General features: G+C 70.2%; 18 protein-coding genes, 1 tRNA gene and 3 pseudogenes. 14 read left to right on the top strand and 8 right to left on the bottom strand.

Annotated elements, in window-relative coordinates:
* The first annotated feature begins 273 nt into the window (after positions 1-273).
* Positions 274-1,620, top strand: coding sequence for a D-inositol-3-phosphate glycosyltransferase (gene mshA, locus NGB36_RS26555; protein ID WP_255923053.1), 1,347 nt, complete (start codon positions 274-276; stop codon positions 1,618-1,620).
* Positions 1,621-1,643: 23 nt separating this feature from the next.
* Positions 1,644-2,234 carry a type III secretion system chaperone family protein gene (locus NGB36_RS26550; RefSeq protein ID WP_255923052.1) on the top strand — a complete coding sequence of 197 codons (591 nt, stop codon included), beginning with the start codon at positions 1,644-1,646 and terminating at the stop codon, positions 2,232-2,234.
* A gap of 72 nt (positions 2,235-2,306) precedes the next feature.
* On the opposite strand, the pseudogene NGB36_RS26545 reads toward NGB36_RS26550, so the two are convergent.
* Positions 2,307-2,702: pseudogene (locus tag NGB36_RS26545) on the bottom strand (MFS transporter); the annotation flags it as partial.
* 95 nt (positions 2,703-2,797) lie between these two features.
* Between NGB36_RS26545 and NGB36_RS26540 the strand changes: the two are divergent.
* Entirely contained in the window at positions 2,798-3,559 is a 762-nt protein-coding gene (locus NGB36_RS26540; protein ID WP_255923051.1) for a phosphoglyceromutase, read from the top strand.
* A 421-nt stretch (positions 3,560-3,980) separates the two neighbouring features.
* Here NGB36_RS26540 and phoU read toward each other — a convergent pair whose 3' ends face one another.
* A complete protein-coding gene (phoU, locus tag NGB36_RS26535; protein WP_255923050.1) occupies positions 3,981-4,661 on the bottom strand; it encodes a phosphate signaling complex protein PhoU in 681 nt (226 codons plus the stop codon).
* A 240-nt stretch (positions 4,662-4,901) separates the two neighbouring features.
* Between phoU and phoR the strand changes: the two genes are divergently transcribed.
* Positions 4,902-6,251: a two-component system sensor histidine kinase PhoR gene (phoR, locus tag NGB36_RS26530; protein ID WP_255923049.1), complete on the top strand. Its 1,350-nt coding sequence runs from the start codon at positions 4,902-4,904 to the stop codon at positions 6,249-6,251.
* Between the two features lie 5 nt (positions 6,252-6,256).
* Complete coding sequence (gene phoP / locus NGB36_RS26525; RefSeq protein WP_505016752.1) at positions 6,257-6,928, top strand: two-component system response regulator PhoP; 672 nt, start codon at positions 6,257-6,259, stop codon at positions 6,926-6,928.
* 58 nt (positions 6,929-6,986) lie between these two features.
* Here the strand turns inward: phoP and NGB36_RS26520 are convergent, their stop codons facing one another.
* Complete coding sequence (locus tag NGB36_RS26520; RefSeq protein ID WP_255923047.1) at positions 6,987-7,616, bottom strand: copper chaperone PCu(A)C domain-containing protein; 630 nt, start codon at positions 7,614-7,616, stop codon at positions 6,987-6,989.
* A gap of 718 nt (positions 7,617-8,334) precedes the next feature.
* Here NGB36_RS26520 and NGB36_RS26515 point away from each other — a divergent pair.
* The 8 genes and pseudogenes from NGB36_RS26515 to NGB36_RS26480 form a co-directional block, all read left to right on the top strand.
* Positions 8,335-8,817, top strand: coding sequence for a CarD family transcriptional regulator (locus NGB36_RS26515; protein WP_222975880.1), 483 nt, complete (start codon positions 8,335-8,337; stop codon positions 8,815-8,817).
* Positions 8,818-9,137: 320 nt separating this feature from the next.
* Positions 9,138-9,899 (top strand): 2-C-methyl-D-erythritol 4-phosphate cytidylyltransferase, encoded by a 762-nt coding sequence (gene ispD, locus NGB36_RS26510; RefSeq protein WP_255923063.1) that lies wholly within the window; start codon positions 9,138-9,140, stop codon positions 9,897-9,899.
* Entirely contained in the window at positions 9,889-10,443 is a 555-nt protein-coding gene (ispF, locus tag NGB36_RS26505) for a 2-C-methyl-D-erythritol 2,4-cyclodiphosphate synthase (protein WP_255923046.1), read from the top strand. Before ispD ends, ispF begins: the two co-directional genes overlap by 11 nt.
* Before the next feature lie 57 nt (positions 10,444-10,500).
* Positions 10,501-10,893 carry a PPOX class F420-dependent oxidoreductase gene (locus NGB36_RS26500; RefSeq protein ID WP_255923045.1) on the top strand — a complete coding sequence of 131 codons (393 nt, stop codon included), beginning with the start codon at positions 10,501-10,503 and terminating at the stop codon, positions 10,891-10,893.
* Between the two features lie 156 nt (positions 10,894-11,049).
* Positions 11,050-12,444 (top strand): cysteine--tRNA ligase, encoded by a 1,395-nt coding sequence (gene cysS / locus NGB36_RS26495; protein WP_255923044.1) that lies wholly within the window; start codon positions 11,050-11,052, stop codon positions 12,442-12,444.
* Between the two features lie 57 nt (positions 12,445-12,501).
* Positions 12,502-13,461, top strand: coding sequence for a 23S rRNA (guanosine(2251)-2'-O)-methyltransferase RlmB (gene rlmB, locus NGB36_RS26490; protein ID WP_255923043.1), 960 nt, complete (start codon positions 12,502-12,504; stop codon positions 13,459-13,461).
* Positions 13,462-13,566: 105 nt separating this feature from the next.
* Entirely contained in the window at positions 13,567-15,315 is a 1,749-nt protein-coding gene (locus NGB36_RS26485) for a DoxX family protein (protein WP_255923042.1), read from the top strand.
* A 10-nt stretch (positions 15,316-15,325) separates the two neighbouring features.
* A pseudogene (locus NGB36_RS26480) lies at positions 15,326-16,156 on the top strand (LysR family substrate-binding domain-containing protein); the annotation flags it as partial.
* A gap of 36 nt (positions 16,157-16,192) precedes the next feature.
* On the opposite strand, the gene NGB36_RS26475 reads toward NGB36_RS26480, so the two are convergent.
* The 3 genes from NGB36_RS26475 to NGB36_RS26465 form a co-directional block, all read right to left on the bottom strand.
* Positions 16,193-16,957, bottom strand: a complete 765-nt coding sequence (locus NGB36_RS26475; RefSeq protein ID WP_255923040.1) for a nucleotidyltransferase family protein — start codon at positions 16,955-16,957, stop codon at positions 16,193-16,195.
* A 65-nt stretch (positions 16,958-17,022) separates the two neighbouring features.
* On the bottom strand, positions 17,023-17,457 hold the full coding sequence (locus NGB36_RS26470; protein ID WP_255923039.1) for a hypothetical protein: 435 nt from the start codon (positions 17,455-17,457) through the stop codon (positions 17,023-17,025).
* 234 nt (positions 17,458-17,691) lie between these two features.
* Complete coding sequence (locus tag NGB36_RS26465) at positions 17,692-18,810, bottom strand: ABC transporter ATP-binding protein (protein ID WP_255923038.1); 1,119 nt, start codon at positions 18,808-18,810, stop codon at positions 17,692-17,694.
* Positions 18,811-19,014: 204 nt separating this feature from the next.
* Between NGB36_RS26465 and NGB36_RS26460 the strand changes: the two genes are divergently transcribed.
* Positions 19,015-19,091, top strand: a tRNA-Thr gene (locus tag NGB36_RS26460).
* 580 nt (positions 19,092-19,671) lie between these two features.
* Here NGB36_RS26460 and NGB36_RS26455 read toward each other — a convergent pair.
* Positions 19,672-21,273: pseudogene (locus NGB36_RS26455) on the bottom strand (tyrosine-type recombinase/integrase).
* The gene (locus NGB36_RS26450) at positions 21,270-21,923 is read right to left on the bottom strand and encodes a helix-turn-helix domain-containing protein (protein WP_255923037.1); all 654 of its coding nucleotides are present in this window, start codon (positions 21,921-21,923) and stop codon (positions 21,270-21,272) included. The pseudogene NGB36_RS26455 and the gene NGB36_RS26450 overlap by 4 nt, the downstream one beginning before the upstream one ends.
* Positions 21,924-22,488 lie beyond the last annotated feature (565 nt).

Genomic DNA, 22,488 nt, shown 5'->3' with positions numbered 1-22,488 from the left:
ACCCCACAGCGGCACCGACCCCCCAACGACGCCACGGCGCAACGTGAGCCCGGGCACGTGATCAGGCCAGTGACGGCAACGGCGCCGAGGCGCACGTGAACGGACCGATCACGCCGGCGGGCAGGCGGCGCGCAGCGCGAGGCGCACGTGATCAGGCCAGTCACGGGGCCGGGCGCGCCGCGTGCGTAACGCTTTGGCAAAGCGGAAATGCCCCGGCCCCTCCCATTGGTTACCGCTCCGAGGGACCAGGCCGTAGTGAGGAGGCAGTGCGCCGTGAGCCAGTACGTGGCCCGTTTCGGCGGTCGACGCGGCCGAACCCACGGATCCCGGCGCCTCCGACGCGCCGCGGGCGCACCTGTCCCCCGCCGCATCGCCATGCTCAGCGTCCACACCTCCCCGCTCCACCAGCCCGGCACGGGCGACGCAGGCGGCATGAACGTCTACATCGTCGAACTCGCCAAGCGCCTCGCCGATCTCGGCATCGAGGTCGAGGTGTTCACCCGCGCCACCACCGCCGCACTGCCGCCCGTCGTCGAACTCGCCCCCGGCGTGCTCGTACGCCACGTCGACGCCGGCCCCTACGAGGGCCTCGCCAAGGAGGACCTCCCGGCTCAGCTGTGCGCCTTCACCCACGGCGTGATGCAGGCGGAGGCCTCGCAGCGGCCCGGTTACTACGGCCTCGTCCACTCCCACTACTGGCTCTCCGGCCACGTCGGCTGGCTCGCCGCGCAGCGCTGGGGCGTGCCCCTCGTCCACGCCATGCACACCATGGCAAAGGTCAAGAACGCGGCCCTCGCCAAGGGCGACAAGCCGGAACCCGCCGCCCGGGTGATCGGCGAGACGCAGATCGTCGCGGCGGCGGACCGCCTGATCGCCAACACCGAGGAAGAGGCGGACGACCTCGTACACCACTACGCGGCCGCCCGCGAGAAGGTCGCCGTCGTCCACCCCGGCGTGAACCTCGACCGCTTCCGCCCCGCTGACGGGCGCGCCGCCGCGCGCGCCCGGCTCGGCCTGCCCGCGGATGCGCTCGTCCCGCTCTTCGCAGGGCGCATCCAGCCACTCAAGGCCCCCGACGTGCTGCTGCGTGCCGTTGCGATCCTGCTCGACGAGGACCCCTCGCTGCGCGAGCGCCTCGTCGTACCGGTGGTCGGGGGTCCCAGCGGCAGCGGCCTCGCCAAGCCGGAGCGGCTGCACAAGCTCGCCGCGCGCCTGGGCCTCGCCGACGTCGTGCGCTTCCAGCCGCCCGTGGAACAAGACCAGCTGGCGGACTGGTACCGGGCGGCCACCGTGCTCGTCATGCCCTCGTACAGCGAATCGTTTGGCCTCGTCGCCATCGAAGCCGAGGCGTGCGGGACGCCGGTGATCGCCGCGTCGGTCGGCGGCCTGCCGGTCGCCGTACGGGACGGGGTGAGCGGCCTGCTGATCCCCGGCCACGATCCGGCGGACTATGCGCGGGCGCTGCGCCGCTTCGTCGACGCGCCGCGTCTCGCCGACGAACTCGGGGCGGCCGCGGCCACCCATGCGCAGGCCTTCGGCTGGGACACGGCTGCCGCGGCGACCGCGGACGTCTACACCCGCGCGCTCGACGACCACCGGCGCCTGGCGGCGCACGGCTAGCCGCCGTCGCCTACGATCGCCTTATGGCACAGGCACAGGACGCCGCACGCGCCGCGATCGAGAAGGCGCTGCAGGGAGCCGGCCTCTCGTGGGAGACGCCCGAGACGCCGCAGGGGCCCGCCGCGGCGGGCGCCAACGGCCCCACCACCACGTACGTCGTCCAACTGCCCGGCACGCGCAAGCTGTCCACCACGTGCTCGCTCGTCGTCGGGCGCCACACCCTCGCGGTCCAGGCCTTCGTCGTGCGCTGCCCGGACGAGAACCATGAGGCCGTCCACCGCTGGCTGCTGGAACGCAACCTCCGTATGTACGGGGTGGGTTACGCCGTTGACCGGCTCGGCGACATCTACCTCGTCGGGCGCCTCCCGCTCGCAGCCGTCACGCCCGACGAGGTCGACAAGCTGCTCGGCGCCGTCGTGGAGAACGCCGACGGAAGCTTCAACACCCTGCTGGAACTCGGGTTCGCCAATGCCATCCGCAAGGAGTACGCGTGGCGCATCGCCCGGGGCGAATCCACCCGCAATCTCGAGGCGTTCAGGCATCTGACGGGCGCGGGGCGGCGGGCGGACGCTCCGTCAGTTCCCGCGGATCCCGCGGATCCCGCGCAGTCCTGACCACGCCGGCCGCGGTCGTCGCCGCACCCCGGCTGCGCAGCAGCGCCCAGTAGCCGACGGCTCCCGCCGTCCCATCGCCTGCCCCGCGGGGCGTGACGCGTTGCTGACGACGCCGAGCGCCGCGGCCACCACGGCGATCGCCACAGGGGCGGTCACAAAGCCGAGCACTGCGGTCGTCACCGCCGTGCCGGTCTGGGCGATGAGCAGCGTGGCGCGGCGCCCGACGCGGTCGCTGAGGACTCCGCCGGCCACCGCCCCGGCCGAGCCGCCGAGCCCGTACAGCGCGGCGACGAGTCCGGCGTAGGACGCGGAAAAGCCGCGGTCGACCGTGAGGTAAAGGGCGAGGAAGGTGACGACGAAGCCGCCGAGCCTGTTGATCAGCGTGCTCGTCCACAGCCACCAGAACTCGCGAGGGAGACCGGAGACCGTCTCTCGCACGACACGTCGAGCGGTTTGTGCGGCGGGCATGGCGGATCTCCCCCGATGTAATAGGCGCTTGCGGCATCCGCAGCTTACCGATGCCCCCGCGTCCGCACCACTGGTTTTCGATTAGGCTCGCTTCCATGGCTGCTGCTCCGTACAAGCTGATCCTGCTCCGCCACGGCGAGAGCGAGTGGAACGCGAAGAACCTGTTCACCGGCTGGGTGGACGTCAACCTCAATGACAAGGGCGAGAAGGAGGCGCTCCGCGGCGGCGAGCTGCTCAGGGACGCCGGCCTGCTCCCCGACGTCGTCCACACCTCGGTGCAGAAGCGCGCCATCCGCACCGCGCAGATCGCACTCGAAGCGTGTGACCGGCACTGGATCCCCGTCCACCGCACCTGGCGGCTGAACGAGCGTCACTACGGAGCGCTGCAGGGCAAGGACAAGGCCCAGACCCTCGCGGAGTTCGGCGAGGAGCAGTTCATGCTGTGGCGCCGCTCCTACGACACCCCGCCTCCGCCGCTCGAGGACGGCAGCGAGTACTCGCAGAGCGACGACCCGCGCTACGCCTCGATCCCCAGCGAGCTGCGGCCGCGCACCGAGTGCCTCAAGGACGTCGTGGTGCGCATGCTGCCGTACTGGTACGACGTCATCGTGCCCGACCTGATCGCCGGCCGCACGGTCCTGGTTGCCGCGCACGGCAACTCACTGCGCGCGCTCGTCAAGCACCTCGACGGCATCTCGGACGCCGACATCGCCGGCCTGAACATCCCGACCGGCATCCCGCTCTCGTACGAGCTGGACGCGGACTTCCGGCCGCTCAACCCGGGCGGCACCTACCTCGACCCGGAGGCGGCCGCCGCCGCCATCGAGGCGGTCAAGAACCAGGGCAAGAAGAAGTAGCAGGAAGAAGTAACGGACACACGAAGGGCCCCGTCCGGTACGGACGGGGCCCTTCGCACGCAAACGGGTCATCAACGGGTCAGCCGCAGCACCCTCCGCATTGGCACGCGGCACCCGACTGACATCCGCAGCTGCACCCGGGACCGCATCCGCACGCACCGAGCAGCGGCAACGGTATGCGGATGAGCTGCGAGTCCTGATTAATCGACGGCTGGTCGCGGGCGGTCGGCGAAGTGGGGGAGTTCGTCATCGATGCCCTCCTTGGAGCTCGTGCGAAGCTGCCTGCCTCCTCCCAGTGAAGACGGCGGCCGGAGGGCGCATCAACGGCGCGTAGAAGCACACGTGAGCACGCGCGGTGGTCCCGCCGTCCGCACGCCTCGCCTCTCAGGCCCCTCACGCCTCAACTCTCATCCCGTGTCTGTCAGCCCTCGTCCGGACCGGCCGACGCCGGTGTCAGCTCGTCCGCGTGCTCACCCGTGACCAGGTAGACGACGCGGTTGGCCACGGACACCGCGTGGTCGGCGAACCGCTCGTAGTACCGGCCGCACAGCGTCACGTCGACGGCCGTCTCGATCCCGTGCTGCCAGCGGTCGTCGAGCAGGTGCTGGAAGAGCGTGCGGTGCAGCTCGTCCATGCGGTCGTCGTCGGTCTCCAGCTGCAGCGCCGCGTCCACGTCCTTCGAGACGATCACCTCGGCGGCCTTCGCCATCAGCCGCTGCGCCAGCTGCCCCATCTCCAGCACCGTGCTGTGCAGATCCCGCGGCACCGCCGAGGCGGGGAAGCGCAGCCGGGCCAGCTTCGCAACGTGCCGGGCCAGATCCCCCGAGCGCTCCAGGTCCGCGCTCATGCGCAGGCTGGTGACGACGATGCGCAGGTCAGTGGCGACCGGCTGCTGCCGGGCGAGCAGGGCTATGGCTCGGTTCTCCAGCTCCCGCTGCAGATCGTCGACCTTCTCGTCGGAAGCGATCACGCTCTCGGCGAGCTTGAGATCTGCGTCGAGCAGCGCGGTGGTGGCCCTGCCGATCGCGGAGCCGACGAGCCGGGCCATCTCCACCAGCCCGTCCCCGATCGAGTCCAGCTCCTCGTGGTAAGCGTCCCGCATCGTCTTCCTCTCCTTGCGGCCTTGCGGCTCTCCGTGCCCCTGTACGCCCCTGTACGGCAGTACCGCGGTACCAAGACGAGTCTCCACCCGTGTCCACCCCACCGTGCGCGGCGCACGCGTACCGGCCGGACATCCGGAGTGAACCATCCACGACACCAGGGTGAACTCTTGGCAACGAGTGTTCGAGTCCGCCCCTGGATGGCTGTGGACCAGCACGGTCTCCCGCTTAGCCTTGACGTCATGGACGTGAATGCGGCATTCGCTGCAGCGAGCGCGATCGGCGGTGTGTGCACCGGCGCGGTCGCCGTTCTCGCGTTCCGCTGGAGCGAGCGCGAGCAGGCGCGTCCCTCCCGCAGCGCCCTGCACACCGAGTCGGTGCTGCCGCCGGGCGTGGACACCGTCCTGTCCGTGCTGCGCTCCTCCGCCGTCGTCCTCGACGAGGGCGACACCGTCGTCAAGGCCAGCTCGGCGGCGTACGCCCTCGGTCTGGTACGGGGCGGGCGGCTCGCCGTCGACCAGATGCTGCAGATGGCCCGTGAGACCCGGCGGGACGGCGAGATAAGACAGGTGGAGCTGGATCTGCCGCGTCGCGGCTTCGGGCGCGGCGAGCCGCTGGCGGTCTCCGCCAGAGTGGCTCCGCTCGGCTCGCGGCTGGTGCTGCTGCTCGTCGAGGACCTCACCGAGGCGCGGCGCACAGAGGCGGTGCGGCGTGACTTCGTCGCCAACGTCAGCCACGAACTCAAGACGCCGGTGGGCGCGCTGTCGCTGCTCTCCGAGGCCGTGATGGACGCCGCCGACGACCCGGAGGCGGTCAACCGCTTCGCCGGCCGGATGCAGGTCGAGGCGACCCGGCTGACCAGCCTCGTCCAGGAGATCATCGACCTGTCGCGGGTGCAGAACGACGACCCGCTCGAAGGCGCGGAGCCGGTCGCCGTCGACGATCTCGTGGCCGAGGCCGTCGACCGCTGCCGCCACCCGGCCAACGCCAAACAGATCACCATGGCCACCGGCGGCGCCCCCGACCTGTACGTATGGGGGCATCGCGGCCAGCTCGCGGCCGCGCTCGGCAACCTCGTCGAGAACGCCGTCAACTACAGCCCGGCCCGCACCCGCGTCGGCATCGCGGGCCGCAGGGTCCCCGGCCCCGGCGGCGACCTGATCGAGATCTCCGTGACCGACCAGGGCACGGGCATCTCGCAGGCGGACCGGGAGCGGATCTTCGAGCGGTTCTACCGGGTCGACCCGGCGCGCTCGCGCGCCACTGGAGGAACGGGGCTCGGACTTTCGATCGTGAAGCACGTGGCCGCCTCGCACGGCGGGGAGGTCACGGTGTGGAGTGCCGAGGGACAGGGCTCCACCTTCACCTTGCGGCTGCCCGAGGCCGGCAGCGTCCGTAGCGGCGAGAGCCGTAAGGACGAGTCGGCCGACGACGACAGCCACCACGCCACGGGGGACGCGCCGGACGACTCCGGCATCGCGGACGGTCTTGATGACGCAAGGGACGTGGGCGACGTGGCCGACGTTCCGCAGTCCTCATCGCCGTACGCGGCCATCACCAAAACCCTTCCTGCTCCGGAGGTCCTTCCGTGACCCGAGTGCTCGTCGTCGAGGACGAGGAATCGTTCAGCGACGCACTGTCGTACATGCTCCGCAAGGAGGGCTTCGAGGTCGCGATCGCGACTACCGGGCCCGACGGACTCGAGGAGTTCGAGCGCAACGGCGCCGATCTGGTGCTCCTTGACCTGATGCTGCCCGGCCTGCCGGGGACGGAGGTCTGCCGCCAGCTGCGCGGCAGATCCAACGTGCCCGTGATCATGGTGACCGCCAAGGACAGCGAGATCGACAAGGTCGTCGGCCTGGAAATAGGGGCCGACGACTACGTGACCAAGCCCTTCTCCTCGCGCGAGCTCGTCGCCCGCATCCGCGCGGTGCTGCGTCGCCGCGGCGAGCCGGAGGAGGTCGTGCCGACCGCGCTGGAGGCGGGCCCGGTGCGGATGGACGTGGACCGGCACGTCGTCACGGTCTCCGGCGGCAAGGTGGACCTGCCGCTGAAGGAGTTCGACCTGCTGGAGATGCTGCTGCGCAACGCGGGCCGGGTGCTCACCCGGATGCAGCTGATCGACCGGGTGTGGGGCGCCGACTACGTGGGCGACACCAAGACGCTCGACGTCCACGTCAAGCGGCTGCGTGCCAAGATCGAGCCGGACCCGGGCGCGCCGCGCTACCTGGTGACGGTGCGCGGACTGGGCTACAAGTTCGAGCCGTGATCGAACGCCGAAGGGCGCCGCGGGATGGCCTGCATCCCGCGGCGCCCTTCGTGTGCGGTCAGGGGCGGGTGCTCGCCGACGCGAACGGCGAAGCGGTGGCCGAGGGGGAGGCGCCGGTCCTGCCCGCCGGGGTGCCCGGCTTGCCGCTCGCGGACGGGGAGGGCGAGGAGGGTGCGGCAGGCGCGCTCGGACCGTAGCCCTGGAAGTAGTGCAGGGCGGGGACGACCGTCGGGGCGAGCGAGACCTGCCCGGCTTTGCTGAAGGTGAAGACGACGTTCTGGACGTTGCCGTCCTTGATCACGCTCTGGCTGTTCTGGACGACCGCCGACGGGTTGCCCGGCCCGCCGAGTGCGATGGTGCCGCCGGCCGGGATGGTCAGCGGGCCCGCCTTGCCGTCGGCGCCGGTCAGCTGCACCGGCTGGCTGAGTCCCGGCACGGAGACGGCCGTCAGCTGCTGGGCCGACTGGCCGTTGTTGAAGATGCGCGCGGTCACCGCCGCAGGGCCTGCCTTGGCCGGGTCGGTGACGATGACGGCGTTCTGGATGCTGATGTCGTCGGCGCTGGTCATCGCGGTATCCGGCTTCACCTGCTGGGTCTGGGCGTCCGTGCCCGCTCCGCAGGCGGCCAGCGGGGCGATCGACAGAGCGAGGACGGCGGCGAGGGCGCCGCTTCGATAGCTGCGGCTCACGGCGGCGGCTTCTCCTTGGACGAGTTGCGGCGGCGCACAGGGCCGCTACTTGAGGATCTTCCAGCGCGCTTAGGTTACCGAGCCGTCCCGGCCGCCTTGCACCCGGCTACCCCTTCCCGGGCCGACCTCACCCGCGCGGGCTGCGCATGCGGGCCAGGCGGGCCTGCTGGGTGCGCCGACGGCGGCACCGTGTGTTGCCGCGGATGTAATGCGTTTACACATTGTCTTCACAGTTCCGCGCCGTTCCGATCTTCGTCGGTCTTCGTCGCGATGATCCATTTTCCGTACCCGCGGACGATAATCCGGACTGTCCAAAATTGGATCACTCTCGGGATGGGTAATTCGCGTTTTCGTACGAGCGGGCCGCGTGCCGGCTGTCCGGCGGAGGGGAACAGTCCGATCTCGCGGCGGATCTCGCCGTGGATCTTCCGCTGATCTCCGGATGGATCTCCGAACGGAGTAGCGGGGATCCACTCGTGAGGGATCGCCAAAACGGGATGAAACACCCCTTCTTCGGAGGGTGAAGCCGTGTAACGTGCGCGTTTCACTTCGCCCGCACATGCGCTCCGACCTGCGAATACCTGTCCGCCGACCCACCCCCGAGCACGTTCCGCCCGTTCTTGTCAAGCCCCGAGATATGCCCTGACCTGCGAAAACGCCATTCAGATGAGGCCGTTCCCGTGTTACCCTGGATAGCCACGGAAGGGGTACCTGTCACATGACGTTCAAGGTTGGCGACACCGTGGTCTATCCCCATCACGGGGCCGCGCTGATCGAGGCCATCGAAACTCGCCAGATCAAAGGCGTGGACAAGACCTACTTGGTGCTCAAGGTCGCGCAGGGCGACTTGACTGTACGTGTACCCGCGGACAATGCGGAGTTCGTCGGCGTACGCGACGTGGTCGGTCAGGACGGGCTGGACCGGGTCTTCGAGGTGCTGCGCGCGCCGTACACCGAGGAGCCGACGAACTGGTCGCGTCGTTACAAGGCAAATCTGGAGAAGCTCGCCTCCGGCGATGTCATCAAGGTCGCCGAGGTGGTCCGCGACCTGTGGCGCCGCGAGAGGGAGCGCGGGCTGTCGGCCGGCGAGAAGCGCATGCTCGCCAAGGCGCGGCAGATCCTGGTCAGCGAGCTCGCGCTGGCCGAGAACACCAACGAGGACAAGGCCGAGGCGCTCCTCGACGAGGTCCTCGCGTCCTGACGCGAAGACGCGAAGGCGACCCCCGCAGGTGACGCAACAATTGCCGCGGTGCCCGGCCGACGCCGGGCGCTGCGGCATGTGTGTCTCACACGCTGGTCTCACACGCCTGTCATGCTGTCCATGCCGTGCTTGTGCGGTGTTCGCTTTGCGCATGTTTGATCAACGACATGTTTGATGTTTGATCGACGACGGTGTGCTCGGCCATGCTCATGCTCGGACGGGCTCATGTGCGTGCCGGGTCCGGGCAGGCCCCGCGGGGCTGCGCCACTGCGGCTTCACGGAAGGGACCGCGGTGACGGAGTACCCGGCACGCCTAGGCGATACCCAATTCGGCCAAGGACACAAACCTGAGTACTGCAGCCGTCATCCCCGCCGCCGGACGCGGAGTCCGGCTCGGCCCCGGCACGCCCAAGGCGTTGCGCACCCTCGGTGGCACCCCGATGCTGGTGCACGCGGTGCGCGCGCTCGCCCGCGCCCGTGAGGTCGCCCTTGTCGTCGTGGTCGCCCCTGCCGACGGGGTAGCGGAGGTCCGCACCCTGCTCGGCACCCACGGTTTCCCCGAGTCCAAGGAGATAAAGGTCGTCGCGGGCGGCGGGACCCGCCAGGAGTCCGTGCGCCTCGGCCTCGCCGCCCTCCCTGACGACATCGACGTCGTGCTGGTCCACGACGCCGCACGCCCGCTGGTGCCGGTCGAGACCGTCGACGCGGTCGCCGCCGCCGTGCGCGACGGCGCCCCCGCCGTCGTACCGGCGCTGCCGCTCGCGGACACCGTCAAGCAGGTCGAGCCGGACGCCGCGGGCGGCCCCGAGCGGGTCGTGGACACCCCCGAGCGGGCCCGGCTGCGTGCCGTGCAGACCCCGCAGGGCTTCCGGCGGGACGTGCTCACCGAGGCGCACGAGAAGCTCGCCGACCAGGCGACGGACGGCCACGGAGCCACCGACGACGCCGGGATGGTCGAGCGGATCGGCGTCCAGGTGGTCGTGGTCCGCGGGCACGAGGAGGCCTTCAAGGTCACCCGGCCGATCGACCTCGTCCTCGCCGAGGCCGTGCTCGCCCGCCGAAGGGCCGCCGATGCCTTCTGACGCCCCGGAGCCGCCGGCCCCGGAACTCGCCTGCGGTGCGTACGGTGCGCCGCGCGTCGGCATCGGCACCGACGTCCACGCCTTCGAGCGCGGCCGCGACCTGTGGGTCGCGGGCCTGCTGTGGGAGGGCGAGCAGTACGGCCTCGCCGGTCACTCCGACGGTGACGTGGCGGCCCACGCCGCCTGCGACGCGCTCTTCTCGGCCGCGGGCGTCGGCGACCTCGGCGCACACTTCGGCACCGACCGCCCCGAGTGGTCCGGCGCCTCGGGCGTGGCCCTGCTCGCCGAAGCGGCCCGGATCGTACGCGAGGCGGGCTTTGCGATCGGCAATGTCGCGATCCAGGTGATCGGCGTGCGCCCGAAGATCGGCAAGCGCCGCGACGAGGCGAACAAGGCCCTGACGGAGGCGGCCGGCGCCCCGGTCTCGGTGTCCGGCACGACGACCGACGGTCTCGGCCTCACCGGACGCGCCGAGGGCCTCGCAGCCATCGCCACCGCCGTGGTCTTCCCCCATCTGCCCGGCGCGGGGAATGACCGCAGCTGACGCTGCGTTGGGTACGGTGCAGGTGATCCGTACTCCCGTACCGGGAAGGGGTGTCCGATGCCGGCCCAACTCACCGACCACGCACGCCGGTTGCTCGACGCGAAGAGCTTTGTGACGCTCGCGACACTGGAGGCCGACGGCAGTCCGCAGCAGACCGTCGTCTGGGCGGCGCGGGACGGCGACGACGTGCTGATCTCCACCGTCGAGGGCCGCCGCAAGCACCAGAACCTGGCGCGTGACCCGCGGGCGTCGGTGATGATCAACCCGCCGGACAACCCGTACACGTACGTCGAGATCCGCGGCAGGGCTTCGATGACCACGGAGGGCGGACGCGAGCTGATCAACGCGCTCTCCCACAAGTACATGGGCAAGGACTACGACATGGACACGCCGGACACCGTGCGCGTGGTCGTCCGCATCAGCCCCGAGAAGGTCGTCGACCGCGGCTGACGCGCTCTCGCGGCGCCCGCGGCGCCCGCGGCGCCCGCGGCGCCCGCGCCACTCGTCGCTCTCGTAGCCCTCGCTTGCCGCTCTCGTTATGTCTTCTATGTGTCCTCGTGGCCTTTCGGGCGCGGGGCACCCTGCTTCGCCCACTACCCTTGTCACGTGACCATTCGCCTGTACGACACCAGCGCGCGCCGGATCCGTGACTTCACCCCGCTTGTGCCGGGGTGCGTCTCGATCTACCTGTGTGGCGCGACCGTGCAGGCTGCTCCGCACATCGGGCACATCAGGTCGGGGCTGAACTTCGACATCATGCGGCGGTGGTTCGCCTACCGCGGCTACGAGGTGACGTTCGTCCGCAACGTGACCGACATCGACGACAAGATCCTGGCCAAGTCGGCCGAGCAGCAGCGCCCGTGGTGGGCGATCGGCTACGAGAACGAGCGGGCCTTCACCTACGGCTACGACGTCCTGGGCTGCCTGCCGCCGACCTACGAGCCGCGCGCCACCGGCCACGTCCCCGAGATGATCGAGATGATGCGCGGGCTGATCGAGCGCGGCCATGCCTACGCCGCCGACGGCAACGTCTACTTCGACGTGCGCTCCTTCCCCGGCTATCTGGAGCTGTCCAACCAGGAGCTGGAGAACCTGCGCCAGCCGGAGGGCGAGGGCGAGACCGGCAAGCGCGACCCGCGCGACTTCGCGATGTGGAAGGCGGCCAAGCCCGGTGAGCCCTCCTGGGAGACGCCGTGGGGACGGGGCCGTCCCGGCTGGCACCTGGAGTGCTCGGCGATGGCCCACAAGTATCTCGGTGAGCGGTTCGACATCCACGGTGGCGGCATCGACCTGATCTTCCCGCACCACGAGAACGAGATCGCGCAGGCGAAGGGGTACGGCGACGACTTCGCCGCGTACTGGGTGCACAACGCCTGGGTGACGATGAGCGGCGAGAAGATGAGCAAGTCGCTCGGCAACTCGGTGCTCGTGAGCGAGATGGTCAAGCGATGGCGGCCGATCGTGCTGCGCTACTACCTAGGCTCGCCGCACTACCGCTCGACGATCGAATACAGCGAGCATGCGCTGCGCGAGGCGGAGTCGGCGTTTGCGCGGATCGAGGGTTTCGTCCAGCGTGTGGTGGAGAAGTGCGGGCCGGTCGAGCCGGCCGAGCAGGTGCCGCCCGCCTTCGCCGAGGCGATGGACGACGATCTGAGCGTCCCGCAGGCGTTGGCGGTCGTGCACACCACCGTGCGGCAGGGCAACTCGGCGCTGACGGCGGACGACAAGGAAACTGCGGTCGCCCGGCTCGCGGAGCTGCGTGCGATGCTCGGGGTGCTGGGTCTGGACCCGCTCGATGCGCACTGGTCGGGCGAGGACCGGGGAGAGGATCTGCACGGAGTCGTCGATTCCCTCGTCCGGCTCGTGCTGGAGCAGCGCCAGGCGGCCAGGGCGCGCAAGGACTTCGCGACCGCCGACGCCATCCGCGACCAGCTCCAGCAGTCGGGCCTGGTGATCGAGGACACCCCCGAGGGCCCCCGCTGGTCGCTCGGCGCACACTGAGTCACCGCCGTCTGTACGTGTATGACGTGTATTCGTAGGAAGAAGTGAAGGTGCCCCATGGCCGGGAACAGCCAGCGGCGGAATCGCCGCACCACGTCCAAGAAGGGCGCCCAGGTCGGTAGCGGCGGGCAGCGCCGCCGCGCCCTTGAAGGCAAGGGCCCGACCCCGCCCGCCGAGATGCGCAAGGGTCACCCCAAGCAGCGCGCCGCGCAGGCGAAGGCCAAGCGCGCCGCCGTCGCCCAGCGACGGGCGTCCGGCGGGCGCGGCGGCAAGTCGGCCTCCGAGATGGTCGTCGGCCGCAATCCGGTGGTCGAGGCGCTGCGCGCGGAGATCCCCGGGAGCGCGCTGTACGTCCTGCAGTACATCGACAGCGACGACCGGGTGCGCGAGGCGATCAAACTCGCCACCGAGCGCGGCATCCCGCTGCTGGAGGCGCCGCGGCCCGAGCTCGACCGGATGACCGGCGGCCTCAACCACCAGGGGCTGGCGCTGCAGATCCCGCCGTACGAGTACGCACACCCCGCGGACCTGGCCGCGGCAGCCTACGACCGCGGGGAGCAGCCGCTGATCGTCGCCCTCGACGGTGTCACCGACCCGCGCAACCTCGGCGCCGTCGTCCGGTCCGTCGCGGCCTTCGGCGGCCACGGCGTCGTCGTACCGGAGCGGCGCGCCGCCGGGATGACGGCGGGCGCCTGGAAGACGTCGGCGGGCACCGCGGCGCGGGTCCCGGTCGCCAGGGCGACCAACCTCACCCGCACGCTCGAGGCGTACCAGAAGGACGGCCTGATGGTGGTCGGCCTCGCCGCCGACGGCGACGTCGAGCTGACCGACGTCGAGGTGCTCGACGGGCCGGTGGTGATCGTCGTCGGCAGCGAGGGCAAGGGGCTGTCGCGGCTGGTCGGCGAGACGTGCGACCTGCGGGTGCGCATCCCGATGCCGGGCGGGGCGGCGGAGTCGCTCAACGCCGGTGTCGCTGCCGGCGTCGTGCTGTACGAGTCGGCGCGCCGCCGCGCGTAGCCTCCGCTCGCCTCCCGTCCCCGGGACATTTGCCCGGGACATTGACGGGTCTCGGACATTTCGGCAGTCGTCAGGCAGTGTCCTATCCGGGCGTCACTCGGTTAGATGAGTGTGGACACCAGAACACCCCGCTCTCCTTCGGGGGGACGGACGCCGGGATTCGAGGAGCAGACGCTCAACACGGTGAAGGTGCCGTGCGACCCGGCCCAGGTCATCGTCAACCACGCGAGCTTCCGGGTACGGCTGGGATCCGCCGCGCCACCGCCTCGCTACGGCGCCGACGACACCACGCCGATGCCCGTCATCCCGACGTCGGTGCGCTCCGCCGCCGAGGTGAGGATGCCGGGACGGCGACGCGCCGCGCCCGTGGTGTGGTCCGGGCAGACGGCGCCCGGCGACCCGGCGGCGACGACGCAGCTGCTCCAGGCGGTGCGCGGTGCGAGTGCCACACAGCTGCTGCCCAGGCCCAGCGAGGAACTGCATCCCGACAACCTGGACGACGGCATGCCGCCGGTGCGGCCTGCGGTCGTCGCGCCGCGCCGGCCTGTCATCGGCGCGCCCGCGCCGCCGCCGGGCGACCTGCTCGGCGCGGTCCGGCTGGTGCGCGGCGCGGGGGCGGGTGCTTATGGCGAACACGGGGACCACGACGAGTACGACCCGTACGCCGGGGACGGCTACGACGGCTACGACGGCTACAGCGGTGACGAGCCGTTCGCGTACGCCGACGCCGACGCCGACGCCGACGCCGACGAGGACGCGTACGCCGACGTGAGCTCCGGCCGGCGCCGCGGTGCCGAAGCGGTTCGCCACGCCTGGTATCCCGGACGCCGGATGAACCTCGGCGTCGTCCTGCTCCCGCTGCGGATCTTCCTCGGCTGCATCTCGATCTACGCGGGCATGGGCAAGCTCTGCGACCCCGTCTACTTCGACGGCGGGCGGCGCGGCTCGATGGTGCAGTGGCTCTCCTCGCTGCACCCGTGGTCGGTGGCCGAACCGCTGCGCGCCGCCGCGCTGGACCATCCGGTGGGCGCGGGGCTCACCGTGGCGTTCCTGCAGATCGCCGTGGGCGTGTTGACGATCATGGGCCTGTGGCAGCGGGTCGCGGCCGCGATCGGCGCCATCCTTTCGGTGGCGCTGCTGGTCACGGTCAGCTGGCGCACCGTCCCCGTCTACAACGCGCCGGACATCATCTACCTCGCCGCATGGAGCCCGCTGGTCATCGCGGGCGCCCCGGTGTACTCGGCGGACGCCCGGCTCGCGGGGGAGGCCTGGCGCACGCTCGGGCCGCGTGCCCCGCTGTGGGATCTGCGCCGCCGGGTGCTGCGGCGCGGCGCGTTCCTGGTGACGCTCGTCGGCGGTGGCACGCTGCTGTTGGGAGCGCTGCTCGGCAGCGCGGTGCGCTCCGCCGAGACGGTCACCAACCGCCCCGACACCCCCCTCCCGACGCCGACCAATAACCTTCCGGGCTCGCCGCTTCCGCAGCCGAGCCTCACCCACGGCCTCCACGCGCGCCGCCACTCGCGGTCGTCGGCCTCGACGTCGGCGTCCAAGAAGGCCGTGCCCGGACTGAGTTCGACCGCCACACCCGGCGGTGCCGGGGAGGGCGGGACGCTGGGCGGCTACGGCGAGCCCGGCCAGCAGCAGACGGTCCAGGTGCCGCCCGCCCCCGCGCCGACGCCGCGTACCACGTCCCCGGCCGCCTCCGCCTCGACGGGCGGCGGCAGCGGCTCGACGTCGGGCGGCGGTTCGCTGGGCGGGCTGCTGGGCAGCAAGTCGACCACCGGCTGGCTGCTGGGGATGCCGGGAGAGCGCCGGCCGGCCGCGGCGTCCGGCGAGGACGGAACGGAGGCGTAGAAGCGGCGGTCGCCGGATCAGGATGCTGGAACGCCGGCTGGGCGCGCCGCTCTTCGATCGGGACCGCCAGGGGGTGCTGCTGACACCCGTCGGGGCGGCGCTGCTGCCGCACGCTCGCCGGGTACTCGCCGACTGGGACGCCGCATGGCAGGCGGCTGAGCGCGCCAAGGCCGAGCAGCAGGCCATCCTGGTGGTGGGGATGAGCACCAGCCCGGGGCGCGGCGGGCTGCTGCCGGCGATCAGATCCCGCTTCACCGGAACGCACCCGGCGGCAACCGTGAAGCTGCGTCAGGTCAGTTGGGAGGACCCGACCGCGGGACTCGCGGGCGGGGCGAGCGACGTGGCGTTCGTGTGGCTGCCCCTCCCGGAGCCGGACCGCTACCGGTGGGTCGTAGTGGCCGTCGAGCCCCGGCGTGTCGCCATGCCCGATACGCATCCGCTGGCCGGTCGCGATGTCGTCGACTTCGCCGATCTGCTGGACGAGCCGTTCCTCGCCCTGCCGGAGAGCGCGGGGCAGTTGCGGGACTACTGGCTCGCCCTCGACGCGCGAGGCGGGCGGCCACCGCGCATCGATGCCGAGATCGCCGGTACCGGCGAGACCTACGAGGCGCTGGTGGACGGCCGCGGTGTCTGCCTGCTGGCCGCCGGCAGCGCGCCCTTGCTGACGCTCGGCGGCGTCGTCACCCGCCCGGTCCGTGGCATCTCGCCCAGCCAACTCGCCCTGGCCTGGCGCGCCGACGACCGCCGCCCGCTGGTCCACGACTACGCCCGCGCGGCGTCGCAGGCGGCAATGGCGACCGCGGCGGCAACGGCGGCAACGGCGGCAACGGCGACGGGCTGACCGACGTCAGCCGTCCCGACGTGAGCCGTCTCGACGTCAGCCGTCCCGACGTGAGCCGTCGGCGCTCGTGGCCCGTGCCAGCTCCTTTGCCGCCTCGCTGAGGTCCTTCGCCGTGTCGATGGCCCTCCAGTACGACCCTTGTGGCAGAGGGAACCCCGCAAGCCTGCGCTCCCGCGCCAGCTGCGGGAACGTCGTCCGCTCGTGGTCGCCCAGATCCGGCAGCAGCGCCGTGAATTCGGGCGAGAAGACGTACAGACCCGCGTTGATCAGATACGGCGACGGAGGGGCCTCGATGAAGTCCAGCACATGGCCGAACTCGTCGGTCTCCACCGCGCCCCACGGGATGTTCGGCCGTGCCAGCGCCAGCGTCGCCGTCGCCGCACGCTCGGCGTGGAACGCGGCCATGTCGCGCAGCGAGAAGCGCGTCCAGATGTCGCCGTTGGTGGCGTACCACGGCTCCTCGGGCCGCGGCAGGGCGGCCGCCGCATACTTCAGCCCGCCGCCCCGTCCCAGCGGTTCCTTCTCCACGACGGTGCTGGCCTTGAGCGGCAGGTCCGTCGAGTCGAGCCATTGCTGGAGCACTTCGGCGAGGTGGCCGCACGAGATGACGACGTCCGTCACCCCCTCCGCGGCGAGCCACTCCAGCTGGTGGCCGATGATCGGGGTCCCGGTTCCGGGGATCTCGACCATCGGCTTCGGCCTGTCGTCGGTGTACGGCCGCAGCCGCGAGCCCTGGCCGCCGGCGAGGACGACGGCTTGTGTGACGGCTGCGGGCGGGGCGGTAGGGGAACCTGTCGTCATGGGGCGAACGATACGTCCATCCGTTGGCGTCCGGAGGGCGTGCCGTCCATCCTGATCGGCCGGTGTCACCCGACGGAGGCGACGCCGGCGGCGAAGGATGTGTCGCACACCGGACGTGCCCACGCCTGTGCGCGCTGCACGGCGACCGAACCGACGTCGTAGCGGGCGTACTTGGCGACCGCGGCGCGTCCCAGCGCACGAGCGATGGCCGTGCAGTAGCGGGCGAGCGAGGGGCGCCTGGCCATCTCGGTCTGCAGATCGGTGAGCGCGACGCCGGGATTCTTCTCCTGCAACTCGGCGAGGAGGCGGCGGCGCAGAACGTCCTGCGGCGCGTTGGAGGTGTCCGTGTCGCTGCGCTTGGCGGAGGCCGTGAGCACCTGTGCGTCGGAGGCGGAAGTGGCCCATGGGACGCGGGTGACGGCGAGGGTCCCGGACAGGACGAGAACGACCGGGAGGACGAGAGCGAGAGTCTTGCCGATACGGCGGGCTGCCTGGTTCACGTCCGTGATGGTAGCGAGCGGTGATGATTTGGCGACATTTAGTCACCCTGACGAGCGAAAGAAATCCCCGGACGGGTGGTTTGGCGTTGACGCACACTGCTCGAAAGGGCCGATTCGTGCGGGTATTTATCGACACCTCCGGTGCCGGCCACCGTCCCAATGTCGACAGACCGCCACAGCGGACGCGGTACGGCCACCCGGTGGCCGTACCGCGTCAGTGGTGCAGGGACGGCGTCAGTCGCTGAGCCGCTCGCCGGAGGAGGTCGAGAAGACGTGCGTCTCGCCCGCCCGCGGCACGATGTGCAGCACATCGCCCTTCATCGGCACCTGACGTCCGCCGACCCGGACGACGAGGTCCTTCTGCTCGCTCCCGAACTCGGCCGTGCCGTACACGTACCCGTCCGCGCCGAGCTCCTCGACGACGTTGACCGTGACGGCGACGCCAGCGGGCTCGTCCTTGGCGACCCCCTGGGCATCGCCGTTGGTGATGTCGAAGTGCTCGGGCCGCACGCCCACCGTCACCGTACGGTCGCCCTTGTCGGCGGCGGCCGCGACGGCCTCGCGGTTGACGTTGACGATGCTGTTGCCGAACTTCACGCCGCCATCGGTGATCGGTACCTCGACGAGGTTCATCGCCGGAGAGCCGATGAAGCCCGCCACGAAGAGGTTGGCCGGCCGGTCGTACATATTGCGCGGCGAGTCGACCTGCTGCAGTACACCGTCCTTGAGCACCGCCACGCGGTCGCCCATCGTCATCGCCTCGACCTGGTCGTGGGTGACGTAGACGGTGGTGGTGCCGAGGCGGCGCTGGAGCCCGGCGATCTGCGTACGGGTCTGGACGCGGAGCTTGGCGTCGAGGTTCGACAGCGGCTCGTCCATCAGAAAGACCTGCGGCTCGCGGACGATGGCCCGTCCCATCGCCACGCGCTGCCTCTGACCACCCGAGAGCGCCTTCGGCTTGCGGCCGAGGTACTCGGTGAGGTCCAGGATCTTCGCGGCCTCCTCGACCCGCTTGCGGATGTCCGCCTTGTTGACCCCGGCGATCTTGAGCGCGAAGCCCATGTTGTCGGCGACGGTCATGTGCGGGTAGAGCGCGTAGTTCTGGAACACCATGGCGATGTCCCGGTCCTTCGGCGGCAGATGCGTCACATCGCGGTCGCCGATACGGATGGCGCCCTCGTTGACGTCCTCGAGCCCTGCGAGCATCCGCAGGGAGGTGGACTTTCCGCAGCCGGACGGTCCGACGAGTACGAGGAATTCGCCGTCCGCGATCTCGATGTCGAGCTTGTCGACCGCCGCCCGGTCCGAGCCGGGGTATATGCGGGTCGCGCTGTCGAACGTGACAGTAGCCATGGTGCTCTGATCCCTTCACCGGCAGGAACGTGCCGGACGATCCGAGTAGAGGGAGGTCTAGTCCACTTGGCGTAGACTTGCCGCGACGCTACCGGCCCCGGCCCCCGTTGTCAGCACCCGCCACCACGCAATTTCCCGGCGGCCCCACCCCGGACCCTTGGTACCCTTCACTTGGCCCCACCGCCCACGCGGCACGGGGGCCGTGCCTCCTTAGCTCAGCTGGCCAGAGCACCGCTCTTGTAAAGCGGGGGTCGTCGGTTCGAACCCGACAGGGGGCTCCACGCAAGGCCCAGGTCGCCAAGCCGATGGCCTGGGCCTTTTACCTTTCTGCGATCTTGGGTGGGGGCTGCTGCCGGGCCCAGCGGGCGGCGTGGGAGGCCGCCGGTGGACAACCGGTGGACGAGACTGCAGGGCCGCTGCACGAGCGGTCGACGCGAAGGGATACGCACGACCCGGGGTCGCGCAGAAACTGTGGTCGATTTCTACAAGTCACGGCTGGAGAAGATCACTGTTCCGCACTGCCCTGAGCTCAGGGAGCGGAGGGCGAAGCGGGCGACCTGAGGGCCATGGGGATTTCAAGCTTCGCCACGGTCCCTGCCGATCAAGCTCCAGTCCAGTGCGCGCCCTGGACTTCTGCCAGGCAGGGCGTGCGCCAGGGCCAGGGAGGTCAGCACCTCGTGCCCGACGGGCGCCTCCGGCATCAGGCTCGCGAGCTGCTGCGGGTCGGACGCCTGCATCGTCAGAGCGGTCCTCTGCCCGCCGTTGTGGTGGGCGATGTACTCAGTCGGTATGCCGTCAGCGGAAGATTCCGAAACGGCCCCTGGAAACCGCTGTGCTGGCAGGGGCTCTCCTTTTGGGCGCTCAGGCAGGGCGTTCGTCCGACGCCTTGCGAGGCCGAGGAGTTCGCTCGTTGCGGTTGCTGCCGGGGCTCTCGTCGTTGCCGACGATGGAGAGCCGTCCGCGTGAACGGGGTACGAGCTGGACGACCTTCTCGGCGGCGTCGCGGGCCAGGTCGTCGAGGACGGACTGGTAGATGTCCCTGGTGATCCGGGTGTCCGAGTGGCCGAGGGTCTCTGAGACGACCTTGACGTCGACTCCGGCCGAGAGCATGAGTGTGGCGGCGACGTGGCGGAGGTCGGGCAGCCGGATTGGTGGTAGGTCGGCGGCGGCGACCAGACGCTCGAAATGGTCGGAGACCTTGCCGGGGTGGAGAAGTGAGCCGTCCTCCTGGGTGAAGATGCGGCCGGTGTTCTTCCAGCACTCGCCCCATTCGTGCTGTTCCTGCTCCTGGCGTTCCTTGTGTGCGAGGAGGACTCGGATCGTTTCGTCGTCGAGGGCGATGAGACGGCTGCCGCTGTCGGTCTTCGGGGCGTTCTCGTGTACGTCCCAGCCGTCGATCACGAGCTGGGTGGCGATGGTGAGCGATCGCTGCGTGGCTGACAGGTCTATCCATCGCGCCCCGCAGGCTTCACCGCGGCGCATGCCTCGGAACGCGATCAGCCGCTACAACGGGTACAGGCGGTCGTGGGCGACGAAGTCGAGGAAGGTGCCGGTCTGTTCCGGTGTCCAGACCATGACCGGTGAGGGCTTCTCGCCGGTCTCCCTCCACCGGGCGATGCGCTCGTCGGTCCAGACGAGGGCCTTCGGTTTGGTACCGGGCAGCAGTTCGGCGTGGGCGGCGGGGTTGAAGGGCGGCATTACCTGCTGGGCGATGGCGACGTTCAGGGCAGCCCGCAGTGCGATCTTGATGCGTGGCTGGGTGTTGAGGCCGGTGGGTCGGCGGAATGGGGGCATTTCATCGAGCTGGGCTTTCAGCTGCTTACGGCGGGCTCGGTTCGCTGTCCCCTTCCACGGCGTGGCGTTCAACTGGTCGACGAGGGCTCGCCGCTGGGCGTTCTGCTCCTGGATGTCGATGTTGGCTTCGTTGATGGCGTCGAACATTGAGCTGATGTGGTGCACGCGGAGCTTGTCCAGGCGGATGTGTCCGAGGTGCGGCTTGAGGTGTATCCGGATATCGCTCTCGTACCGGGCGTAACCGGTGACGCGCAGCCGCTTGCGTCCGGCGAGCCATGTGTCGAGCCACTCGGCGACTGTGGTCTTGGAGTTAAGGCTCTGGCCGGTCTGGAATCGGCGCCGGGTCTCGTCGTAGTCCGGCAGCGGTTCCTTCTCCTTGAGGCAGGCTTCGATGAGGTCGCTGATCGTGGTCTTGCCCCAGGCGTCGTCCTCGTCGGGTATCGCCATGAGGGCGCGGACCTTGTCGAGTTCCTGCTGGGCCTCGGCAGAAGTAGTGAAGCCGCCGCGTCGGAACCGGCGTCGGCGGCCGTCCTGTGCCGGTTCCAGTTCCTGGAAGGCGGTCCAGGTGCCGTGCCGGGAGTTCTTGCGTTTCGGGCATGTGGAGCCGTATTCCTTCCCGGTCGCAGGGTCTGTGCAACGGCAGCGGCGGGAGACGGAACCGTTCTTCACTCGCTGTCCTCGGGGTGGTTCTCGGGCTGGTCGACGAACGCCAGGTCGTGGGGAAGGGCGGGGGGCACCAGGCTGCGGTCTCGCATGCGTGCTCGGAAGGCACGAAGTTCCTGGCAGTCTTCGAAGGCGTGCTCTTCGTAGCCTGCGGCCCGTTCCAGCAGTGTGGCCCGGCGCTCCCTGTCCAGCGTGGTGCTGGCCATGCGGCGGCGTTCCTTGGCCAGGGTGGTGGACGCCATGGCGGCGGCCACGAGGTCGCCGTGGATGCGGAAGACATCCAGCACCTCGCGGGGCGTGCCCTCCGGTGCTGGTTGTTCCATGGGCGTCTCGCCGGTGAACCAGGCGAGAGCGTTCCAGGTGGATACCTCCCGGTTCGGGAGGACCTCTACGGTGGCGGCGCGGCCCAAGGGGAAGAGCAAGCACACCGGCGGGATGGTGAGCACGTCGGCCAGGACGAAGAACTCGGCGAGGGTCAGGCTGGTTCGACGCCCAGTCTCCAGGTTCTTGATGGTCTGCTCGGTCGATTCGAAGCCGCGGTCGACGCAGCCTTGGGCTACATCCGCCATGGTCAGGCCGGCGGCCCTGCGTGCTTCGCGCATCTCCCGTGCCACTCGTGCGGTGAAGGCGGCGGGCCATTGATCAAGTGAGGTCATAGCTGCACTCTACGATCGAAAAAAGTGCTGCTGCAACTCCGTGATACATGTCTCCCGGGAATCTGCAGTCGATAGCGTCCGGAGGACATCATGAAGGCACCTGGATCCAGGCGAGAGGTGCGAGCGCTCACGAACGATGAGCTCCTCGCCCTCCCTGCTGTGATCGACCTGGACACAGCGAATCGCGCGCTGGCCATCGGTCGCAGCACCGGGTACGGTCTCGCCAAGCAGGGGAAGTACCCGGTCAAGGTCCTGCGGCTTGGCAACGCCTACCGCGTCGTCACCGCGGACCTACTTCGGCTTCTTGGTATGGAGCGATCTCCGGCGGCCTGCCCGCCCGCTGAAGGGCAAGGTGCTAAGGCACATGATCTCTGTGCGTAGGTCGGGCGCGGACCCCTCGGGCCATCGCCGCCTGCGACACCCTTATCCAGATCATCGTCAGTACGCCCCGGTCTCACGACCGACGGCATCGTCGTTACAGTCTTCGCCGACTGCGAGCAGCGCCCTTATGGAGTTCGTTCAGAGGCAGAGCACCGAGAGGCGCGCGGCGACGGATCGCTCTAAG

Origin of the sequence: Streptomyces humicola, from assembly GCF_024436035.1 — a bacterium.
Taxonomy (GTDB): domain Bacteria; phylum Actinomycetota; class Actinomycetes; order Streptomycetales; family Streptomycetaceae; genus Streptantibioticus_B; species Streptantibioticus_B humicola.
The sequence above is the reverse complement of the archived record's forward strand: the minus strand, read 5'-3'. Positions and strand labels throughout refer to the sequence as shown.

Excerpts from the sequence above, each read along its gene's own strand:
- NGB36_RS26500 (WP_255923045.1), top strand. The coding sequence starts at position 10,501 with ATGCCGGCCCAACTCACCGACCACGCACGCCGGTTGCTCGACGCGAAG.
- rlmB (WP_255923043.1), top strand. The coding sequence starts at position 12,502 with ATGGCCGGGAACAGCCAGCGGCGGAATCGCCGCACCACGTCCAAGAAG.
- ispF (WP_255923046.1), top strand. The coding sequence starts at position 9,889 with ATGCCTTCTGACGCCCCGGAGCCGCCGGCCCCGGAACTCGCCTGCGGT.
- phoU (WP_255923050.1), bottom strand. The coding sequence starts at position 4,661 with ATGCGGGACGCTTACCACGAGGAGCTGGACTCGATCGGGGACGGGCTG.
- NGB36_RS26465 (WP_255923038.1), bottom strand. The coding sequence starts at position 18,810 with ATGGCTACTGTCACGTTCGACAGCGCGACCCGCATATACCCCGGCTCG.
- NGB36_RS26550 (WP_255923052.1), top strand. The coding sequence starts at position 1,644 with ATGGCACAGGCACAGGACGCCGCACGCGCCGCGATCGAGAAGGCGCTG.
- phoR (WP_255923049.1), top strand. The coding sequence starts at position 4,902 with ATGGACGTGAATGCGGCATTCGCTGCAGCGAGCGCGATCGGCGGTGTG.
- NGB36_RS26515 (WP_222975880.1), top strand. The coding sequence starts at position 8,335 with ATGACGTTCAAGGTTGGCGACACCGTGGTCTATCCCCATCACGGGGCC.
- NGB36_RS26450 (WP_255923037.1), bottom strand. The coding sequence starts at position 21,923 with ATGACCTCACTTGATCAATGGCCCGCCGCCTTCACCGCACGAGTGGCA.
- NGB36_RS26485 (WP_255923042.1), top strand. The coding sequence starts at position 13,567 with ATGAGTGTGGACACCAGAACACCCCGCTCTCCTTCGGGGGGACGGACG.
- NGB36_RS26475 (WP_255923040.1), bottom strand. The coding sequence starts at position 16,957 with ATGACGACAGGTTCCCCTACCGCCCCGCCCGCAGCCGTCACACAAGCC.
- NGB36_RS26540 (WP_255923051.1), top strand. The coding sequence starts at position 2,798 with ATGGCTGCTGCTCCGTACAAGCTGATCCTGCTCCGCCACGGCGAGAGC.